The organism is Paenibacillus sp. URB8-2 (genome assembly GCF_013393385.1).
Taxonomy (GTDB): Bacteria; Bacillota; Bacilli; order Paenibacillales; family Paenibacillaceae; genus Paenibacillus_AQ.
This window is the reverse complement of sequence record NZ_AP023239.1, coordinates 1,403,913-1,423,217: the sequence shown is the minus strand read 5'-3', so window position 1 is coordinate 1,423,217 and position 19,305 is coordinate 1,403,913. Positions and strand designations below refer to the sequence as shown.

The following is a 19,305-nucleotide window of genomic DNA, read 5'->3' as shown; positions in this document are numbered from 1 at the left end:
CCCCACAAAGTGAAGTCCATGCTCCGATGCCTGTTCCGATTACTTTGCGGGGACCCCATACTCATCTAAAACACCCCACAAAGTGAAGTCCATGCTCCGATGCCTATTCCGATTACTTTGCGGGGAATTGGCCTTAAATGTAAACCGGCATCGGATCTTCCTTCAGGCTGTTCTCCTGAATCCAGCTGCGCTCGTCGTTGAACAGGTAGGCGCGGTGTACCAGCACGGCAACTTCCTGCCCCACCTGCAGCGTTTCCTTCTCCAGCGAACGGTAGGTCACCAGCTTGTGACCGTTCACTTCCACCTCGACCAGCCATTCGCTGCCTCGGAATTGCAGATGCTTGACAATGCCTTTCTCGGTTGCCGAAGCCATTTTGAAATCCTGAAGCTCGCCAACTTCGATGTATTCGGGACGGATCAGTGCTTTTGTCGACTGGCTGCCTTCAGCCGGCTGGAACCCTTTCAGCTCGGCAGCGTTCTCGATCAGCGTCGATTCACCGATAAAGGTCGCCACGAATGTCGTCTTTGGCTCCTTGTAAATATCCCACGGCGTGCCTTTCTGTTCCAAGCGGCCCTGGTTAATGATCATGATTTCGTCCGCAACTTCAATCGCCTCATCCTGGTCATGAGTCACGAATATCGAAGTGATTCCGACACGTTCGATCAGTTCACGCAGCCAGGAGCGAAGTTCTTGGCGGATCTTGGCGTCGATCGCGGCGAACGGCTCGTCGAGCAGCAGCAGCTGTGGCTCTGGCGCAAGCGCCCGGGCGAACGCCACCCGCTGGCGCTGTCCGCCGGACAGCTGCTGCGGATACCGCTTCTCGAAGCCCTTAAGCCCCGTCAGCTCCACCAATTCCATAACCCGGTCGCGAATGAAGCTTTTGTTCGCTTTTTTCACTTTAAGCCCGAAGGCAATGTTATCATATACCGTCATATGCTTGAACAGCGCATAGTTCTGGAACACAAATCCAATCCCGCGCTCCTGCGGAGGAAGATTATTGACCACCTGCCCATGGAAGACGATTTCGCCGGCATCCGGCGTTTCAAGACCCGCCAGCATCCGCAGGATGGACGTTTTGCCGCCTCCGCTCGGGCCGAGCAGGCCGATCAGATGACCTTTTGTAATTTCAAAGCTGACATCCTTCACCGCATGAAAATTGCCAAAATGCTTGTTAAGTCCGCGTACTTCCACATGCATGTCAACGCACTTCCTTTCTTTTCTTGCTCCATTCCATGAGCAGCAGAAGTCCTACCGAAAAAGCGGCCAATACGAGCGCGACGCCGCCCGCCGCCGTTACATTAAAGTTCTCGACATCCTGGTAGACCAGCGTCGTCGCCGTCTGAGTCTTGTTCATAATGTTGCCTGATACAACGAGCACGGCCCCGAATTCACCCAGCGAGCGGGCGACCGTAAGAATGACGCCATAGGTCACCGCCCATTGAATCGAAGGCCAGGTTACCTTCCAGAAGGTCTTCCACCCGTACGCTCCGAGCGTCGAAGCGGCCTCCTCCTGCTGCCCGCCGATTTCCTGCAGAACGGGCATCACTTCCCTGACCATCAGCGGGAATGTTACGAACAGGGTGGCGATGACCATCCCTGGAAAAGCATAAACGATATTGAAGCCGATATGTTCAAACACCGCCCCAAGCGCGCTGTCCGGTCCAAGCAGCAGGACAATCATCAATCCGCCGATGACAGGTGATACCGCGTATGGAAGATCGACGATACTGTTAAGCAGGTTCTTCAGCCGGGAGCTGAGCCACTCGGCTCGAACCAGATAAAGAGCCGTCATTATCCCGAACACTGTGTTCAGCACCGTCACCGTTACGACGACCAGCGCGGTCATCATCAGTGCGTGCAGCGCCTCCGGCCTTGTCAGGGCATCCCGGAATCCGGGAAGACCTTGACTGAAGGCATTGGAGATTATTTTACCCAGGGGAGCGGCTATCAACAGAAAGAAAACGATATAGGTAAGTCCAATCCACAGCCTTCTCATGATCTTCTCCCCCTCATTTGCGCCATGTTGATCAGCCAGAGGATCAGGAAGGAGAGAGTCAGCAAAATAATGGAGACGGCCGCGGCGCCAGTCGGATTGTCGCTCTCCACCTCGCCGTATATAAATACCGACGAGACAAGCGTTCGCCCCGGAATATTGCCCGCCACCAATACGACGGCCCCGAATTCGGCAAGCGCCCGGGAGAAGGCAAGCATACCTCCACCGATCATGCCGGGCGCCATGGACGGTAGAATAACCTTCCGGAACACCCGGCTGCCCGCGGCTCCCATCGTGTAGGCCGCTTCTTCCTCGGAAGGGTCAAGCTCTTCCAGCAGCGGCTGTACCGCCCGGATGACAAACGGAAAGGTTACAAAGACCATCGCGATGACAATGGCCGGCTGATGAAAGACGATTTCCAGCCCAAGCGCTTCCGCCGCTCCGCCGATAAGGCTTCCCGGACCGAGCAGCAGCAGAATCATCAGTCCCCCGACCGCCGTCGGCAGAGCGAATGGCAGATCGACCAGACTGTTGAGCAGCGACCTTCCGGGGAATTTGTAGCGGACCAGCACCCAGGCGATCATAGTTCCCAGAGCGACATTCATAATAGTCGCAATCAGCGCAAGTCTGAGCGTGAGCAGTACTGATTTCCAGGCAATGGGGTCAGATATACTTTCGACAAAATTTTTGAAGCCGAGTGAAAATGAGTTGTAATAGACGCCAAGAATCGGAAGCACGATCAATACGACGAAGTAAAGCAGAATCGTGGTTCGGAATCCCCAGGTCCATCCTTTGTGTCTTAGCAGCGAATTCAAAAGATATATCCTCCTACCTCCGGCTGACGGGTCGGTATACTAGCAATGTGGCGATCTTTAATTCCTATTAACATACTGGGTTTAATAATTATTACTACTTTACCACCCTCCTCTTGCCATCGTCAATTACTTTCGAATCATTTTAGGGTAAAATAGTTTGTGAAAGGGTTGAAATCGACTAATGAAAGGGGAATCCGTTAGTGTTGCATACGGTCGAGATTGCTACGAGCAAGCGGGATGAGCTGCGGGATATTACCAGAGAGGTTATTTCTTATCTGAGAAAAAGCGGCGTCCGGAACGGAATAGCGGTTGTATATTGCCCCCACACAACAGCCGGCATCGCGATCAACGAAAACGCCGATCCCGATGTGAAGCATGATGTGCTGATGCGTCTGGACGAGGTGTATCCTTGGGAGCATCCAAAGTATCGCCATGCGGAAGGCAACACGGCGGCGCATCTCAAATCGATAACGGCGGGGCCATCCCAGAGCATTATTATCCACGAAGGCGAACTGCTGCTGGGACGGTGGCAGGGCATTTATTTTTGCGAATTCGACGGCCCCAGACGCCGGCAGTATTATGTAAAAATCATTGAAGGGTAGCAGCAGGACATAAGAAGAAACGGCTTCGCCGTCCTCTGGAAGAGGAAGGCATCCGTCTCTCGTAAAAATATCAGGTTAAAGATAAGCGCGAAGCTTATAATTTCTGATATTTCAAGTAAAAGGCCGCTTTCGGAACAAAACGCCGAATCGGCCTTTTACTTGCTGCGCCTTTCCACTTTTACGTGGCAGAGGAGCACCTGATTACCAATTTACAGCCATAAAGCGTAAAAGGATGAAAAAATATCCGCCTACAGGCTGCGGCACAACACCCTGACATGCGCCAGCGCTGCTGACTTCACATCGTCAAACATGATTTTGTCCTGGATGTAGTACGAAATAAAGCCGTGGGCGGACAGGAACAGCGTCAGCGGCACGCTCTGCCAGTCTTCCGGCACATAGCCTTCCTCTTTCAAATGGCGCCGGATCATACCGGAGAACAAATCAAAACATTTTCCCTGTTCCGCTCGACAGTAAGCCAACAGCTCTTCGTCCCGGATCATGAACATAATTTCGTATTGATACGGATGGTCCAGCCCGAAGCGGATAAACTCCAGCATGAGCTGCTCCACCTTGCTTACTCCTTCTTCCGGAGGTCTGCTCATCGAATCGTCGAGCAATTCGGCCAAACGGTTGAAATCTTCAACCACGATGGCATAGAACAGCTCCGCTTTTTCCTTAAAGTGATAATAGAGGGACCCGTGGCTGTATCCCAAATGTTGACCTATGCTGCGCATGGAGATGGCCCGATAACCCTTCGTAATGAAAAGGTGTCTTGCCGCCTCCAGAATCCTTTCCCTCGACAACTCCTGTTCCACTGCTCTTCTAGCCATAATTTTTATTCCCCTTCGCTGTAATAAATCTGTCTTCCCTCCGTAACAACCGCTTGTCCCTGGGTCAAATCCGTTATCCAAGCCTTGAAGGCATCTGATTCTTCATTCCGCGGCAGGCATGTCAGCTTGACCTTGTCGGTGAACTCCGTTTCGCCGGTTTTCGTCCCCCGGCCCCTCAGTTCATTCTCGACCTTGCCGAGCCAGGTATAGTCCAATTCCACAAACACTTCACGGCGCAGAACGCGGGTGATGACTTCGCCGGCTTCAAGCGCCAGTACGGCGCCGTCCGTGTAGGCCCGAATCAGGCCTCCCGCTCCAAGCAAAATCCCTCCGAAGTAACGTGTAACGACTATAGCCGCATTTTTGATGCCTTGGCTGCGAATGACTTCCAGAATCGGCTTCCCCGCCGTACCGCTCGGTTCCCCGTCGTCCGACTGCTTCTGAATTTCGTCCCGTTCCCCAATCATATACGCGGAACAGTTATGCGTAGCATTCCAATGCTTCTTCTTAACGTCTTCAATAAACTGAACCGCTTCTTCTTCCGTCTCCACCGGCATGACATGTCCGATAAAACGTGACTTGCGGATAACGATTTCCTTGGAACCGGAAGACCGCACCGTCCGGTATTGTTCCAGCATTGTTCATTCATTCCTTATTCGCTGTGATCTTGATATATACGAGGAGCAGCCCGCGGTATTGGATTACCTATGGACTGCTCCCTGGTGAATTACTGTAGTGTGATATGAGGTGAGAAATGATAATCTATTCGGTAAGTCTGGCCTCGAGCTCCGCTTTTTCTTTTTCATACCCCGGCTTGCCGAGCAGCGCGAACATGTTCTTCTTGTACGCTTCTACGCCCGGTTGGTCGAACGGGTTGACGCCAAGCAGATATCCGCTGATACCGCAGGCTTTTTCAAAGAAGTATACGAGATAGCCAAAGCTGTAAGCCGTTTGATCCGGGATCGTGACAACCAAGTTCGGAACTTGCCCGTCGGTATGCGCAAGCAGCGTGCCTTGGAACGCCTTCTTGTTCACGAAGTCCACGGTCTGTCCGGCCAGGAAGTTGAGTCCGTCCAGATCGTCTGGATCGCTCTCGATTGTAATGTGTTCCCGAACTTGATCCACTTGGATAACCGTTTCAAAAATGTTGCGGTTGCCCTCCTGAATGAATTGTCCCATCGAGTGCAGGTCCGTCGAGAAATCCACGGAGGAAGGGTAAATCCCTTTGAAGTCCTTGCCTTCGCTCTCGCCGAACAGCTGCTTCCACCATTCGGATACGTAATGGAGCGACGGCTCGTAGTTTACGAGAATTTCCGTCGTCTTGCCTTTGCGGTAAAGAGCATTGCGGACGGCTGCGTATTGATAGCTCTGGTTAGTCGCCACATCCGGATTGTTGAACTCGTCAGCGGCGGCTGCGGCGCCTTTCATCATTTCTTCGATGTCGATACCGGCAGCGGCAATCGGCAGCAGGCCAACCGGGGTCAGTACGGAATAGCGTCCACCCACATCGTCCGGAATAATAAACGACTCATAGCCCTCTTCGTTAGCCAGTGTCTTGAGCGCGCCTCTTGCCTTGTCGGTTGTAGCGTAAATACGCTTGCGAGCTTCTTCCTTGCCGTATTTCTTCTCCAGCTCGGCGCGGAACACCCGGAAAGCAATCGCAGGCTCGGTAGTCGTACCGGATTTGGAAATGACGTTGACCGAGAAATCCTTGCCTTCAAGAAGATTGATCAAATGGGTGAGATAAGTCGAGCTGATATTGTTTCCTGCAAAATAAATTTCGGGCGTCTTCCGCTTGCCCTTCTCCAGATTGTTGTAGAAAGAATGGGTCAGCGATTCAATCGCTGCGCGGGCTCCCAAGTAAGAACCGCCGATGCCGATAACGATCAGCACATCGGAGTCGCTTTGAATTTTCTTCGCGGCCGCCTGAATGCGGGCGAACTCTTCTTTATCGTAGTCGTGGGGAAGATCGATCCATCCGGTATAGTCGGAACCCGTGCCAGTTTTGGTATGCAATTGCTCATGGGCTAGTTTGATTGGTGCTGCAAAATAGTCGATTTCGTGCTGGTTAATGAAGGACAGGGCTTTGCTGTAATCAAAACTGATCTTTTTGGACATCGGTTAAGGAACCCTCCTATTTAGCTATCGATTTGACACGAATTGTAACAACTTTATAATAGGATACTTTAATTTCACTGGGCTGGCAAGGTCCTAAGGCACAGGCAAAAGTATCAATTTGATAAAAACGGAGTCTTTGACGGAAGCGTTTCCCATGCAGGAGCGGCTTGCGCGGGTTGGAACCACTCTCCAGCTCGTGCTAAAATGAAAAAGAATAGGCTGGAAGTCCGGGGGATAAGCTGATTCGGAACAGGTCCAGTCCTTCTTCCGCAGTTATTTCCGTTCTTCTGCTACCTCTATTAGCAAAGGTGTGAAATTTTATGAAACAAATCGGATTTATCGGACTCGGTACGATGGGAGCACCCATGGCCTCCAACCTGCTGCGCGCAGGATTTCAGGTAACGGTGTACAACCGCACAGCTTCAAAATGCGATCCGCTGGTAAAAGAAGGCGCCGCAGCCGCGGCTACTCCACAGGCCGCCTCGGAAGGCAAGGACGTTATTATTACCATGGTCAGCAACGATGATTCGATCCGCGAAATCTTTTACGGCCCGGCTGGAATTCTGGAAGCTCTGAAGCCGGGAGCGGTTGTGATCGACTCCAGCACGATCTCACCGGGGCTAGTGAAGGAAATCGCGTCCGCCGTCGAAAGCAAGGGCGGGCATTTCCTCGACGCTCCGGTGACCGGCAGCAAGCCGGGCGCTGTGGAAGGTACGCTCGTATTCATGGTCGGCGGCAGCGCCGATATTATTGAATCAAACCGCGACCTGTTCGACGCGATGGGCAAGCTGCTACTTCACATGGGCGAGAATGGCAGCGGCGCCGCGGCGAAGCTGGCGCACAACGCGATGGTCGGCATTCATAATATCGCGCTTGCCGAAGGCTTCTCCATCGCGGTGAAGTCCGGTGTGCCTGCCGACAAATTCCTGGAACTAGTGCGGAACGGCTCAGCCGGCAGCAAACAGGTTGAACTGAAGGGCCGCAAAATTATCGAGGGCGACTTCAGCAACCAGTTCTCGCGGGGGCTGATGCTGAAGGATCTGAAACTTGCATCTGCGCTGAGCGACGCGAGCGGCGTACCTACACCTGCCTTGGAACTCGCCAAGAGTCTGTTCCAAGCGGGATACAACAGCGGCAGCAGCGAGGAAGACCTATCCGCTGTCGTGAAAACCTACGAAGCCTGGATCGGCCGTAAGATAGGCGAATAAGGTCGCCAAATTTTCAATAAGGTACAAGAACAGCCTGCCTCTATGCAGTATTCGTATCTGCATGAGGGCAGGCTGTTTGGGTTATATTTCGGTTCGGCGGCGGAAGGGCTTGTGTGCCGGGGTGTATCTACGGTGTGCCATCGTCGGCGCCCATCGCAATGCGACTCTACAGCGGCCGGTGATGAAGGCGCCGACTCTCGTGCCGTGCGGCTTGTACAGGGCTGGCTAGGCCTAGGCAGGGGCGTATCTACGGCCCGGGCTCCATCGTCGGCGCCTAGCGCAAGGAGGCTTATTAGCGGCCGGTTAAGGGGCCGGCATTGTCTCCGGCGCTGTGCTATCCGGTCCGGCACTATTCGTTGCGTTTTCCGGTCCGGCACTTTCAGCTCCGGCGCCTTCAGTTGCAGCAGCCGCTCCCTCTTCCGCATTGTCCGTATTGGCGGGTTCCACAGGCCACCGGAGAACCGCCTCGCGGCCGTCCAGCCACCATTCCCCTTGTCCCGAATTGACACGAAGCCATGAGCCGATCCGGCCCGTTACTTTAAGGCTTTGCGGAGACAAATAGGCGACTTTTGGAGCAAAAGCATCGGGATATTTGCGCAACACGGCTTTTTGCTTAATATCGGCTTCCGCACCGATCTCTTCCACAATTCCTAGCTGACCGGGGGCGGGATGAATCCATCCGGCACCGGTTTCCGTCTTGATTTGGTACCAGTCGCCTTTTCGGGCAAGCGTTAATACGTCATGCGGACTGGTAACCGAAGAAGACGCGACGGCACCTGCCCCCTGATAAACCGGCGTACTTTTAAACAAACTCATGTGTTGATTCAGAATCTGAACATTCTGCCGCTTCAGCCACAGCTTATATGTCTGTGAAGCGGTATATAACGGAACCTGTCTATTCTCGTTCCATATTTTCCCGAAGGCGCTCAGCGGCAAGTTGCTCTCCCCGGCATAATTTCCGATTTCAATGGTAAATCCCGGACGGCCGAACTCCTGAATGAACCAGTCCTTATAGCCTCCACCCGATGGATTTTTTTCCGGTTTGACAAGACTGTAGCCTGTTAGCTGTGCCAGCGAGGAGGCGATCTCCCGATCGCGCGCCAGATTCGCGGTAAATGTATGATAATGCCAGAAAATAATTTCGCCTGAGCTGTGGTAAGAAATTGTAACGTCCGGATCAATTTTATAGGTAAAATCCATCATCATCTTGACTTCAGGCGCCTGAGCAGGCTTTGTTCCTCTATAATTTTGATAGTAGGGGTAATTGACGGCATTCTTCAGCGTGCTCCAATTCGCCGGGTACTGGCGGTTCAGGTCGAGTCCCTGCATATTGGCCTTCCACCGGGCAAAGTTGGCGCTGCCTCTGTTATAACGGTTCAGCAATGCGGCTGCCGATTTCGGCAAACCGGCGGTCCCCTGCTGAGACAGGGTTACCCCGTCCGGGTTGACCATCGGTACGATCCAGATACTGACGCGGTTCAGTAAATCCCTAACATCATAGGGTCCGATCGGCTTATCGAGATAATAGCTTTGAGCGTATGTATCGATCATTTTCATAAGCAGCGCGGTTGTCATCCATTCCCTGGCGTGATGTGAACCGTTCAGGAATAACACAGACTCCCCGCGGCCAAGCTTTACCGCCCACAGTTGTCTTCCGTACGCGGTCTGGCCCAAGGTCTGGACCGACACCAGGTCGGAATATGTGGCTGCCAGTTTTCCGATATCCCGCTGCATAATGGAATAGGAATAGACTTGTTTCGGATTTACGATATCGGCTGAGGCCCGGGCCCTGCCGGGGTGAAAGATAAATACAGACAACAGCAAGATTTGGCATAAAAAAATAGAATTATTGATTGACTTATACGGCGTTAGTTTCAGCGTTTCCAGCCCCTTAGATCGATGTATGAATCTATCATAATATTCATCGTCTGGAGGCTGCTATTTTTGAATATTTGAAAATAACGTTCATCACTTGATCGCGAGGAACGAAGGAGAACGGCCTTCACAAACAGTTTTTCGAAATGATAAAAATGCGTCCGCTTTGTTTGAACGCCAATACAATGAAAAAAGCATCCTTCGCCTGCTTTAGGCTAGGATGCTCTCTCCATTGTGATACTCGTTGCTCACGAATTACAAAGTCGCCGGGTAAGAACAGCAGTAATCCGTAACTGTGAACACTTCAAGCGAAAATTTCGAATTGCCGGGCACATGGAAGGTCTCCGCGCCGTCAATTTCCTGCCATACTTCCGAACCGGGCAGCAATATTTTGAGCTTTCCGGACAGGATTTCCATAGTTTCCGGGCCGTCTGTGCCGAACTCATACACACCCGGAAGCATGATGCCAAGCGTAACCTTAAGGCCGCCTTCCAAAATCACCGTACGGCTGGTTACTTTCCCATCATAGTAAACATTAGCTTCTTTTTGAATTGTCGCGTTGTTAAATTGACTCATCTCTTTTTTCTTCCCCCTAGATTCCCGATTATCCCAACATTATTCTACAGCAAAGCCTTCACGCGGTTAACGACATTTTCCACAGTGAAGCCGTATTCGCTGATAACCGTGTCGCCAGGTGCGGAAGCGCCAAACGTTGTAATGCCGAGAATATCGCCTTGGTCGCCGACATATCGTTCCCAGCCGAAGGATTGAGCCATTTCGATCGCAAGACGCGCCTTGACATCCGGCAGGATGACAGAATCGCGGTATGCTTTATCCTGCTTTTCGAACAGATCCCAGCTTGGAAGGCTGATTACGCGAACATCGATGCCTTCTTCAGCGAGTGCGGCCTGAGCCTTGACGGCCAACTGCACCTCGGAACCCGTTGCGATAATTTGCGCCTGAGGTTTGCCGTTCTTGGCATCGGATACGACGTAGCCGCCGCGCTTGATGTTCTCGCGCACGCCGTCCACCGTTCCGGACAGAATCGGCAGGTTTTGGCGGGTAAGCACGAGCGCCACCGGATTCTCCTTGTTCTCCACCGCGTAGGCCCAAGCTGCGGAGGTTTCATTCGCATCGGCAGGGCGTATAACGGTCAGCCCCGGAATGATGCGCAGGGAAGCCAGCTGTTCAATCGGTTCATGCGTAGGTCCGTCTTCGCCGACAGCAATACTGTCATGAGTAAGCACGTAAGTGACCGGCAGCTTCATAATGGAAGCCAAACGGACCGCCGGACGCAGATAGTCTGTGAAGACGAAGAATGTGCCGCCGAATACTTTCAGTCCGCTATGCAGCGCAATACCGTTCATAGCCGCCGCCATGCCGAATTCGCGGACACCGAAGTAAATATTGCGGCCGTCGTACGATTCCGGCGTAAAGGAAGCCAGCCCGTTCAGATGGGTCATTGTGGAGCTTTCCAGGTCAGCGGAGCCGCCGAACAGCTGAGGCACACCCGCAGCCAATCCGTTCAGTGCGTTCCCTGAAGCGACGCGCGTGGATACAGCTTTATCTTCGGCTGTGTATAACGGCAGCTTAGCGTCCCAGCCTTCAGGAAGGTCGCCGCTCAGCACGGTTTCAAGCTGCGCAGCCAGCTCCGGATAAGCCTTCTTGTACGCTGCGAACTTCTCGTCCCACTCCTTGTTTGCGGCGATGCCTTTTTCCTTCACTTCAGCAAAACTGGCGCGGACTTCATCCGGCACATAGAAGTCTTCTTCATATACCCATTTGTAGAATTCCTTGGTCAGTTTCGCTTCCTCGGAGCCGAGAGGGGAGCCGTGCGTGCCGCCGTGCCCGCCTATGCCCTGCTTGTTCGGGCTGCCATAGCCAATGACGGTCTTCACTTCGATAAGCGTAGGCTTGTCCGTGACAGCCTGCGCTTCCGCGATGGCCTTGCCGATTGCCGGAAGATCGTTTCCGTCCTCCACGCGCAGCACATGCCATTCATAAGCTTCAAAGCGTTTCGCAACATTTTCGGAGAAAGAAAGATTCAACTTGCCGTCAAGCGAAATGTCGTTCGAATCATACAGCACGATTAACTTGCCAAGCTTAAGATGACCCGCAAGCGAAGCGGCTTCTGAAGAAATGCCTTCCATGAGGTCGCCGTCGCCGCAGATTGCGTAAGTATAGTGATCGATCACATTAAACTGATCCTTATTGTAGGTGGCGGAGAGCTGAGCTTCCGCGATCGCCATGCCGACCGCCATGCCGATACCTTGGCCGAGCGGACCCGTTGTGGCGTCAACGCCTGCGGTATGACCGAATTCCGGGTGGCCCGGCGTGAGGCTGCCCCATTGACGGAACTGCTTCAGCTCTTCGATAGGCAGATCGTAACCGCTAAGATGCAGCAGGCTGTACAGCAGCATGGAGCCGTGGCCGGCGGACAGGACAAACCGGTCGCGATTGACCCAGGTCGGATGCTCAGGGTTATGGTTCATCGTCTTTGCGAAGAGTTGATAACCCATCGGAGCGGAACCCATCGGCATACCCGGATGGCCGGACTTGGCTTTTTCAATCGCGTCGATGGCCAAAGTGCGGATCGTCGTAATTGCCAGGTTGTCGACCGTGGAGTTCTCATCCTTATGGATCGCTTGCTCTTTTGCCTGTTGTTCAGTCATTCAAATAGTCCTCCTCTAAGTCTCAAGAATGTCATTTTGACTATTATTGTATCACTAATGTGGAAGCATTTCCAATGTTTTTACGAACCAGAGGCTTCAATCCTTTAAGTATCGCGGCCTGGAAATTTTTTATACACTGAGTTTAGCGAGGATTTGAAAAAATAATTCAGTTTTTCACCCGTTCTTACTTCACCCGATGGCTGCGGAAATATTGGCTCCAATCCTCAGAAATGATCACCGTTACCTTGTCGATCTTCGTGTTATATTCGTTCTTCGCCGTGAAGGTAAAGGTCACCGGTCCGTTAGGCAGCTTCTCAAAAGTAGAATCGTAGAGCTCCCCTGTCCAAAATGTCTTATCGCTGTCCGAAGGACGAAGCTGCGCCGTAAATCCGCTGTTCATAGTTACGTCAATCGTATCCGGGAGCCCGGTCGCGTCCGCCTGAAGCATGAATTTCTCCCCGGCCCAAAATACATTATAATTACGCGGCTGCTCTTTGTCTCCCGATATCTTTAAATTGTAGCTCTGCCGGTTAGCGTTCCACTCCGCGGTATGCTTCACGCCGCCCTTTACGCTCAGTAGGTTGACCATAAAATATTTGCGCGGTGAGGTTGCGCTCCAATCAAAGCCGTCATATGCTTCAATCTCAACTACATACTTATGGTTCTCTACAAGCGCTCCGGCCGGTACGGTCCACTGCTTCTGGCTGGACGCTTGATTCCCGGACTGAACGACGATATTGCCGGTTGCTGCATCCAGTATGCGCACCCGGTACCGTTGCTGCTCATCGCCGTCATCATCGGTATAGCTCCATTTCATAATCGGTGTCATCGTACTGGCGATTGTCGGCTTGGCTGCGGTGTCGCTGGTCGGAAAGGTGAGATTCACCACGGGAAGCCGGTTTTTTACAGTGAGCGTATGAGAGACTTCCCGCCATAACCCCAACGAGTCGGTCACAACCTGGCGGATGGTAAACGTATCATTGGTCGTAAACTGTTTCGTAAAGCTGTCGGTTGCGCTGATTAATCCTTCAGTTCCCCCGCTCGGTTTCAGGTAATATTTATAAGTTAGACTGTCTCCCTTCGGCTGATCGTCATCGTAAGCCGTGCTTGTAATCTGCAAGACATCGGTCCGGTAAATCGGCGTCAGGCTTGCATCTTTTCCGGTGTCCGTCATCAACGTGAAACCGGGAACCGGCGGGTTGTCGATGATGAAGGCTTTTTCATTGGATATTTCAGACCAGTTGTTTTTGGAAAAAGCCCGGCCCTGAACGGAGTAGAACAGGAACCGCTCCAGAGAGTGGTTCGGCATCTGCCGCTGTCTTGTATTACCGGTACTGTCCGTATTCTCCACACTTTTAGCAAGCAGCCCGTCTTTCGTGAAAAATTCCAACCGGTACTTCTCCTGACCGTCGTTTTCCGGATCGGCATAGGTCCACTGGATCAACGGGTCGCCTTCTAGCTCAGCGTCGATGATGGTAGGATTACCAGGGGTTCCGGCAGGGGATATAAGCGTCATGGATGGGGGCAAATTCTCAATGACATTGACTTTTAGGGTGGCAATATTGGACTTATCACCGATTTGATCTACCACCCAATGTTCCAAGGTAAACACTCCTACTTGGTCAAATGTCAGATTATCAAGATTTATTGTATTATACACCTTGATTTTCCCATCACTATCCGTAACTCTCCAATAGTAATGCAAGCTACTCTGATCAGACGTATCGAGATCTTCATCCGCTGAAGCAAAGGTTCTCATATCATACTGATTCACAGTAGACGGCCCGGATATATCCGCAGTTGGACGATGATTTTTGACTACGAACATTTCTGTTGCATACGATGTGTTGCTGCCGTCCGATACGTTAAGCCGCATTTCCCAATTATCAGAGATAGCGTCTTTATCGGAAATGCCATAGCTATTGATTAAGCCTTTAATGGTCATTGACGGATTCCGGCTATTTCCTGTCCAGAAATAGGAACCCCCGTTCAATCGCCCATACCATTCATATGAAAGCCAATCACCGTCTTGGTCCGGATCGGGCGTTAGGTTTTCCATCGTGATTACGGTATCCCGGTACACTTCATTCGGCATGTTAAAATCAGCGACAGGGGGATGATTTAATACTTGTACGGCTTGGCTGTATGGAGCTGACCAAAGCCCACGGTTATCATGCACTTTCAAAGTAACCTGGTAGTTGCCTATGCCGAAGCCAGCGATGTTAGGCGGGGTCGTCGCTCCTCCATAATGATACCAAACCTCCTGCCAGCCATCCTTGACTACTCTCCATTCGTAAGTATCCAGATAATCATTGTCCGGATCGAAGGACTTATCCGTGATCGTAGTAGCTTTCCGGTAGCTGACATTATTCGGATCGACAGTAAACAAAGCCACTGGAGGAAGATTCCCTGGACTGCCAACGGTTTGCTGGAACCAATCGCTCCAGACCCCGATTCCGCTTGGCCCGTCAACATCCCTTACCCGAAGGCGCATTTCATAAGGGTCACTCGTTGGTAATGGTGATGGCGGTTGTCCATCGTTCCAGACTTCCATCCCGCTTTTTCGCCATTGCCATTGCCGATCAATTAAGCCTTTATTGGGGCTTGAAACGTGATCCAGGTCGTACGAACTGTCGGAAAGCTGCAAGCTGCCGTTCACTAGTTTGGCTGAGAACAGCGCAATCGGTTTCCGGTGAACCAAAAAGGTCATCGAAGAAAGATTGTCACCGCTCCACATTCGAAATGCATCAAACCGGTCATCATTCTGCGGGTTGTCACGTACCTGTACTCTGGCCGTGTACGCTCCACTGAAAGGGAAAGAAGTATACTTACTGGATCGCCACAATCCGGAGTCCCAAATCATCCCCATTGAGTTATCAAAAAAGTCCGGGTCTTGATCGTACCTGTACCGTTCGGAGTGTTGAGGGTCGTTCTCATAGTCTCCATATGTTTTATTGATTTCTACGGGACTGTTGATCAGATAAAAGGCTTTATTCTTTAAGTGATTTCGTACTGAAAAATTCAAGTGCGATTCCGCTTTGAAATTGTAACGGTCCACTACTGACACTTTAGCCTGATAATCTCCCGGAGGGATCGAATCGGCTATCACATCAATGGGAACCTTGAAGTATTTTGCCGTTAATGCTCCGTACACTTTGGCCTTGCGGTAAAAGACATTTGGTACTTCCACCGTTACATCCAAATCTTCGTTATCCGGGTCTTGAGCAAAACCTTCGATATTTAGAATGTTTTTGCCATTCTCGTTGTAAAGAGTGACATTATTGGGGCTAATAAGTTTAAGACTGGGTGGTGAATTAACAGCAAGCGGGATCTGTTGTTTATCGTTTATAGGGTAGGTTACAAATGAACCACCAAAAATTTCATCCTCCCATTTAGTATTAATTATTATGCTGGATGGATCACCATTGATGGTATAACTTATATTAACCGCATTTGTATAATCAGCGAAAGAATAACTATGACTACCCCCAGGTACGGTTACGGTACGCTCAGTATAAGAAAATTCATTGCTATAATAAGAATTTTCACCAAATACATATGTGCGATTTTCAAACAAAAAAGGGAATTGATCATCTTGAAGGTTATTTCCATGATTATCCCATACATCACCTTCTATCCAATAGAACACACCTAGAGATGGCGCTGCTACTGCCCATCCGGTGGGCATTCCAGGTTTGTATGTGCGGTAAGAACGAATCTTTGTGACATACGGACTGGTGTCGTAGGTAAGAGTGCGGGTAACTCTGTTGAACCGGATATTAGTTACTTTGTATTCATCTCGATGTACGTAACTCTTAGCTTCCATTCTTGAAATATAAAGATTTATTTTTTCATTTTTTGCAGCAAGGGCAGGGTCAAACAACCATGATTCATCATTCGGGTCTGGAGCAATGTCCGCTAATTGCCCCATCACATCAGTTGCGGGGACTGTATAATCCATATAATTAACTATTGAAGTATCTGTGGCAAAAGCTTTATTGTCTCCCCACTGTATCAGCAATGGTATCATCAGAAGTGCAGAACAAAGGAGTATTTTCAGCCCTCTATTTGTGCTTCTATGCTTCATTTTATCCACCCCCTACCAGTGCCTACCATGTCCAATCCGTGACTGGAGCGCGGTTATAGACCGTAATAATCTTTTCAATGCTGTTTTGAGTTCCGGAATCGGCGGATCTCCGGTCCGCATCCGTTACAAATTCATCAATCGTCGGCTGGCCGAATTCTTCAAATACCGTCAGCTTGATTTCGTATCGGCCTACCTGAGTAGGCATAAAGGTGAGTCTGTTTTCGTTGTCATTGCTTAAAATAACCCAAGACTCATCATCAAAACTCCCATTGTTATTGGAATCATATCGATATTCCCACAAACGCCTAGCTAGATAGTCATAATCTGGAGAAAATGATAGATCGTCTATTGTAGCCGACGCTTTGTTTCCGTTACCAGGATCACGGTAGGCTTCCCTCGGAACGGATATTAAGGCGGTTGGTGTTTCATCAGGAACAATGACAAAAGTAGTTGAACTTGTTCCCGTGTACCCTGCCGTATTTTCCACGGTAATCGTAGCTCTGTATGTCCCGGGCTGCCTAAATAAAATATCCTTGTCGTTCACCCCGCTCAGGGAACCACTATACTTAATGTCTGAAGCCGAACCTCCAGATATGGGAACAACCGTGAACTTGGTCTTCGACTCAACGAGCGGGAAGGCATCCGCTTCATTGCGGCTGGCATTATGCAAGGTCACTCTCCGATTTTGTTTAAGTGAACCCCTAACTTCTACCTTCGCCTGCGGAACCGGGGCCACAACATCAATTTTCTTAGATGTTACGCCCGATAGACCGTCGTTATCGACAACTTCAAGTACAACCGTCTGTGTCGTACCTATTGCTGAAAGCGGATATTTCGTTTCTCCATATTTGCCGCTAATCGCATCTACAACAGCAGGAGTATCCCACACATAGCTCTTAATCGTTCCATCAGGATCATAGGACCCGCCTCCAGATATGGTGAAATTTTCACCGGCAACGACAGTATCGGGTACGTCCAAGACCGCCACAGGCGGTTTTCCGCTAGGGAGAGTCGGAGGCGGATCAGGCATGTACGATGGCTGCGGCCCTGTATATACGCCGACCTTCGCTTTCATCGTTTTGGTTATTGAGGGGATGTCCCCGCCAGCGCTTATAAGCGGCTTGGAAAAGCGCACGGTAACAGTCAGCGTATACTCCTGCTCATACTCGCCGCTGGCAAACTTCGCTTTAGGTATTTTGAAATCATCAAAAGTCCGGCTGGAAGTTTGAACCTTGCCATAATCCTTCTTCATCTTAACATCGCTTGATCCGGATTCCTTGGCGTAGAATATCCATTCTTCGATGTTAGACGAATCCGTAAAAGCCAGAAGCTCGCCATTAACCTTTAGCGTAACCGACACATCGCTCCCATCACCTTTGGTTGGGTTAGGATTAGGTTGGACGACAATAACGCTGCCGTCCAAGGTAGGTTCGGTGATGGGCGAATAGTTAAAAGATATGCTCCCGCTATAGCTGTAGGTTGGGACCTTTGCATCGGCTATGTAGTAATAAAACACATTTACCTTGAACTCTCTCCCTTGGGCATGACCGACAAGAGGATGGGTCGCTTCATCACTTACATTCTCATATGTTTGCAATCGTATCTTTCCCGCATCTGGACCCGCTGTAACCACATACCAGGGAATAGCATAGTTCACAATGACTTTCCCATTTTTAAATTTCGGAGGCTCTTTGATAGTGTTAGAAGATTTCTTATCATCCCAAACAGGTTTAATCGTTGATGGAATAACATATTTTGAATCAATAACCTTCGTTTTCGCTCCATCATACCATTTAAGATAATTCGTATCCTGCATAGGGGCAGCCGAAACGATCGTTCTAGGCGGGTGATCGGATGGGATGCTGCTATCCTCTGCGGGCACATCTTTTGAGATCAATGAATCGGATGCTTCGCTATACTCATTAATCTGCCAGCGAACTCCGTCAGAATACCGCCAGATCGAGTTACTTGGATTGGTAAAAAATTCTTCTTCAAATGATGATTGATAACCAACTAGATTAGTCAGCGTTTTAGTATTTGCTACCCCTTTAAGCTTCAATCTGATTTTTCCATTTTCGACGGTAATACTCCCATCTAAAGTATTGTTGCCCGTATATTTTAGGGAGTTGGTATTTATGGAAGCCGCCGAAACACCGCTCGGCAAATCAAGCGTATACGATTTTACCGCATTGTCGTCACCCACAAGTCCCGTATTCACAGGAATCGCGACTGACGCACTTGTTTCTGCCGCTTTAACAGAGGTCGGTTCAGCCAAAATAGATGCCAGCAAAATGAAAATGATTAGAATATTTGAGATTCTTTTCATTCAGGTACCACATACTTTTCTACGAAATTTTTACCATACAGCATACGAATTACGAAATAATCTATCTCTTTATCGTAATAATATGCTAAATAGGTCGTAATCTGTTCACCCGGTTTTATTCTATATGTCCATAGCGCATCTTTACTGTTTATTTTTTGAGCTAGGTTCATCGGCCATGCCGGATCAGTAATTTCACCCGTTTGGAACGTAAGTCGGATCAATCTATAAATATCTGTCCCATCTCCCTTTAACATCTTAGAAGTATTGTTTCTTATAGTAACTTTAGTCCAGATAAAATATTTAGGAACAATGATAACGTCACTACCATTCTGAAATCCATAAAGCTTTTGCAGCTTTTTAACCTCTGGCGAATTAAAATCATAAATCATCACTTTATGTAGAGTGTAGCTTAACCCCTCGGAGGACAGCGTAACAGGCAGATTCATAGCCTTTTTTAGTCCATACTTGGACAGGTTGTCAGTCATAACAGGAGTATTTGTTTTAGCCGAAGTCGCAGCTACCACACGGTGTGCCGCTGCGTCCACCGCTTTTGCCGAAACTCCCCCCACCAAAACAATTTGCGTGAGCAGCAACGCAGCCGTACTTACTTTCAAAATCATCTTTTTCATTTTCTTACCTCTCCTTTTTTAATGAATTATTTATGTAAGATAGTCAAACTTGCTCTCCTGTCAATCCATTTATCGGCAAAGGCTCTCAACAGCCGGGAAAGTCCCTTGCCGATAAACTGAAAGGCAATGCGCAGCGGCCTGGAAGCCGT

14 protein-coding genes are annotated in these 19,305 nt (G+C 50.1%); 2 read left to right on the top strand and 12 right to left on the bottom strand.

Translation table 11 applies throughout. The features are described 5' to 3' along the window. Positions 1–133: 133 nt before the first annotated feature. The 3 genes from PUR_RS06685 to cysT are packed head-to-tail and all read right to left on the bottom strand — an operon-like array spanning position 134 to position 2,809. Positions 134–1,198: a sulfate/molybdate ABC transporter ATP-binding protein gene (locus tag PUR_RS06685; protein ID WP_179034562.1), complete on the bottom strand. Its 1,065-nt coding sequence runs from the start codon at positions 1,196–1,198 to the stop codon at positions 134–136. Position 1,199: 1 nt separating this feature from the next. After that, entirely contained in the window at positions 1,200–1,997 is a 798-nt protein-coding gene (locus PUR_RS06680; protein WP_124695447.1) for a sulfate ABC transporter permease subunit, read from the bottom strand. Continuing rightward, positions 1,994–2,809 carry a sulfate ABC transporter permease subunit CysT gene (gene cysT / locus PUR_RS06675; protein ID WP_179034561.1) on the bottom strand — a complete coding sequence of 272 codons (816 nt, stop codon included), beginning with the start codon at positions 2,807–2,809 and terminating at the stop codon, positions 1,994–1,996. Before cysT ends, PUR_RS06680 begins: the two co-directional genes overlap by 4 nt. Before the next feature lie 200 nt (positions 2,810–3,009). On the opposite strand from cysT, the gene PUR_RS06670 reads away from it, so the two are divergent. Continuing rightward, positions 3,010–3,411 (top strand): secondary thiamine-phosphate synthase enzyme YjbQ, encoded by a 402-nt coding sequence (locus tag PUR_RS06670; RefSeq protein ID WP_179034560.1) that lies wholly within the window; start codon positions 3,010–3,012, stop codon positions 3,409–3,411. 248 nt (positions 3,412–3,659) lie between these two features. Here PUR_RS06670 and PUR_RS06665 read toward each other — a convergent pair whose 3' ends face one another. From PUR_RS06665 to PUR_RS06655, 3 genes are all read right to left on the bottom strand, one after another. Then, entirely contained in the window at positions 3,660–4,241 is a 582-nt protein-coding gene (locus PUR_RS06665) for a TetR/AcrR family transcriptional regulator (RefSeq protein WP_179034559.1), read from the bottom strand. A gap of 5 nt (positions 4,242–4,246) precedes the next feature. Continuing rightward, positions 4,247–4,879, bottom strand: coding sequence for a YigZ family protein (locus PUR_RS06660; RefSeq protein WP_179034558.1), 633 nt, complete (start codon positions 4,877–4,879; stop codon positions 4,247–4,249). A gap of 124 nt (positions 4,880–5,003) precedes the next feature. Next, positions 5,004–6,359: a glucose-6-phosphate isomerase gene (locus tag PUR_RS06655; RefSeq protein WP_179034557.1), complete on the bottom strand. Its 1,356-nt coding sequence runs from the start codon at positions 6,357–6,359 to the stop codon at positions 5,004–5,006. Positions 6,360–6,679: 320 nt separating this feature from the next. Between PUR_RS06655 and PUR_RS06650 the strand changes: the two genes are divergently transcribed. Further along, positions 6,680–7,567 carry an NAD(P)-dependent oxidoreductase gene (locus PUR_RS06650; RefSeq protein WP_179034556.1) on the top strand — a complete coding sequence of 296 codons (888 nt, stop codon included), beginning with the start codon at positions 6,680–6,682 and terminating at the stop codon, positions 7,565–7,567. Between the two features lie 303 nt (positions 7,568–7,870). Here PUR_RS06650 and PUR_RS06645 read toward each other — a convergent pair whose 3' ends face one another. From PUR_RS06645 to PUR_RS06620, 6 genes are all read right to left on the bottom strand, one after another. Next, a complete protein-coding gene (locus PUR_RS06645) occupies positions 7,871–9,385 on the bottom strand; it encodes a M14 family metallopeptidase (RefSeq protein ID WP_232101741.1) in 1,515 nt (504 codons plus the stop codon). A 312-nt stretch (positions 9,386–9,697) separates the two neighbouring features. Continuing rightward, a complete protein-coding gene (gene ppnP, locus PUR_RS06640) occupies positions 9,698–10,018 on the bottom strand; it encodes a pyrimidine/purine nucleoside phosphorylase (protein WP_179034555.1) in 321 nt (106 codons plus the stop codon). 44 nt (positions 10,019–10,062) lie between these two features. Then, positions 10,063–12,114 carry a transketolase gene (tkt, locus tag PUR_RS06635; RefSeq protein WP_179034554.1) on the bottom strand — a complete coding sequence of 684 codons (2,052 nt, stop codon included), beginning with the start codon at positions 12,112–12,114 and terminating at the stop codon, positions 10,063–10,065. Positions 12,115–12,298: 184 nt separating this feature from the next. Beyond that, entirely contained in the window at positions 12,299–16,201 is a 3,903-nt protein-coding gene (locus tag PUR_RS06630; RefSeq protein ID WP_179034553.1) for a glycoside hydrolase family 78 protein, read from the bottom strand. A gap of 22 nt (positions 16,202–16,223) precedes the next feature. Continuing rightward, positions 16,224–18,527 carry a hypothetical protein gene (locus tag PUR_RS06625; RefSeq protein WP_179034552.1) on the bottom strand — a complete coding sequence of 768 codons (2,304 nt, stop codon included), beginning with the start codon at positions 18,525–18,527 and terminating at the stop codon, positions 16,224–16,226. After that, a complete protein-coding gene (locus PUR_RS06620) occupies positions 18,524–19,156 on the bottom strand; it encodes a hypothetical protein (protein WP_179034551.1) in 633 nt (210 codons plus the stop codon). The genes PUR_RS06625 and PUR_RS06620 overlap by 4 nt, the downstream gene beginning before the upstream one ends. Between the last annotated feature and the right edge of the window lie 149 nt (positions 19,157–19,305).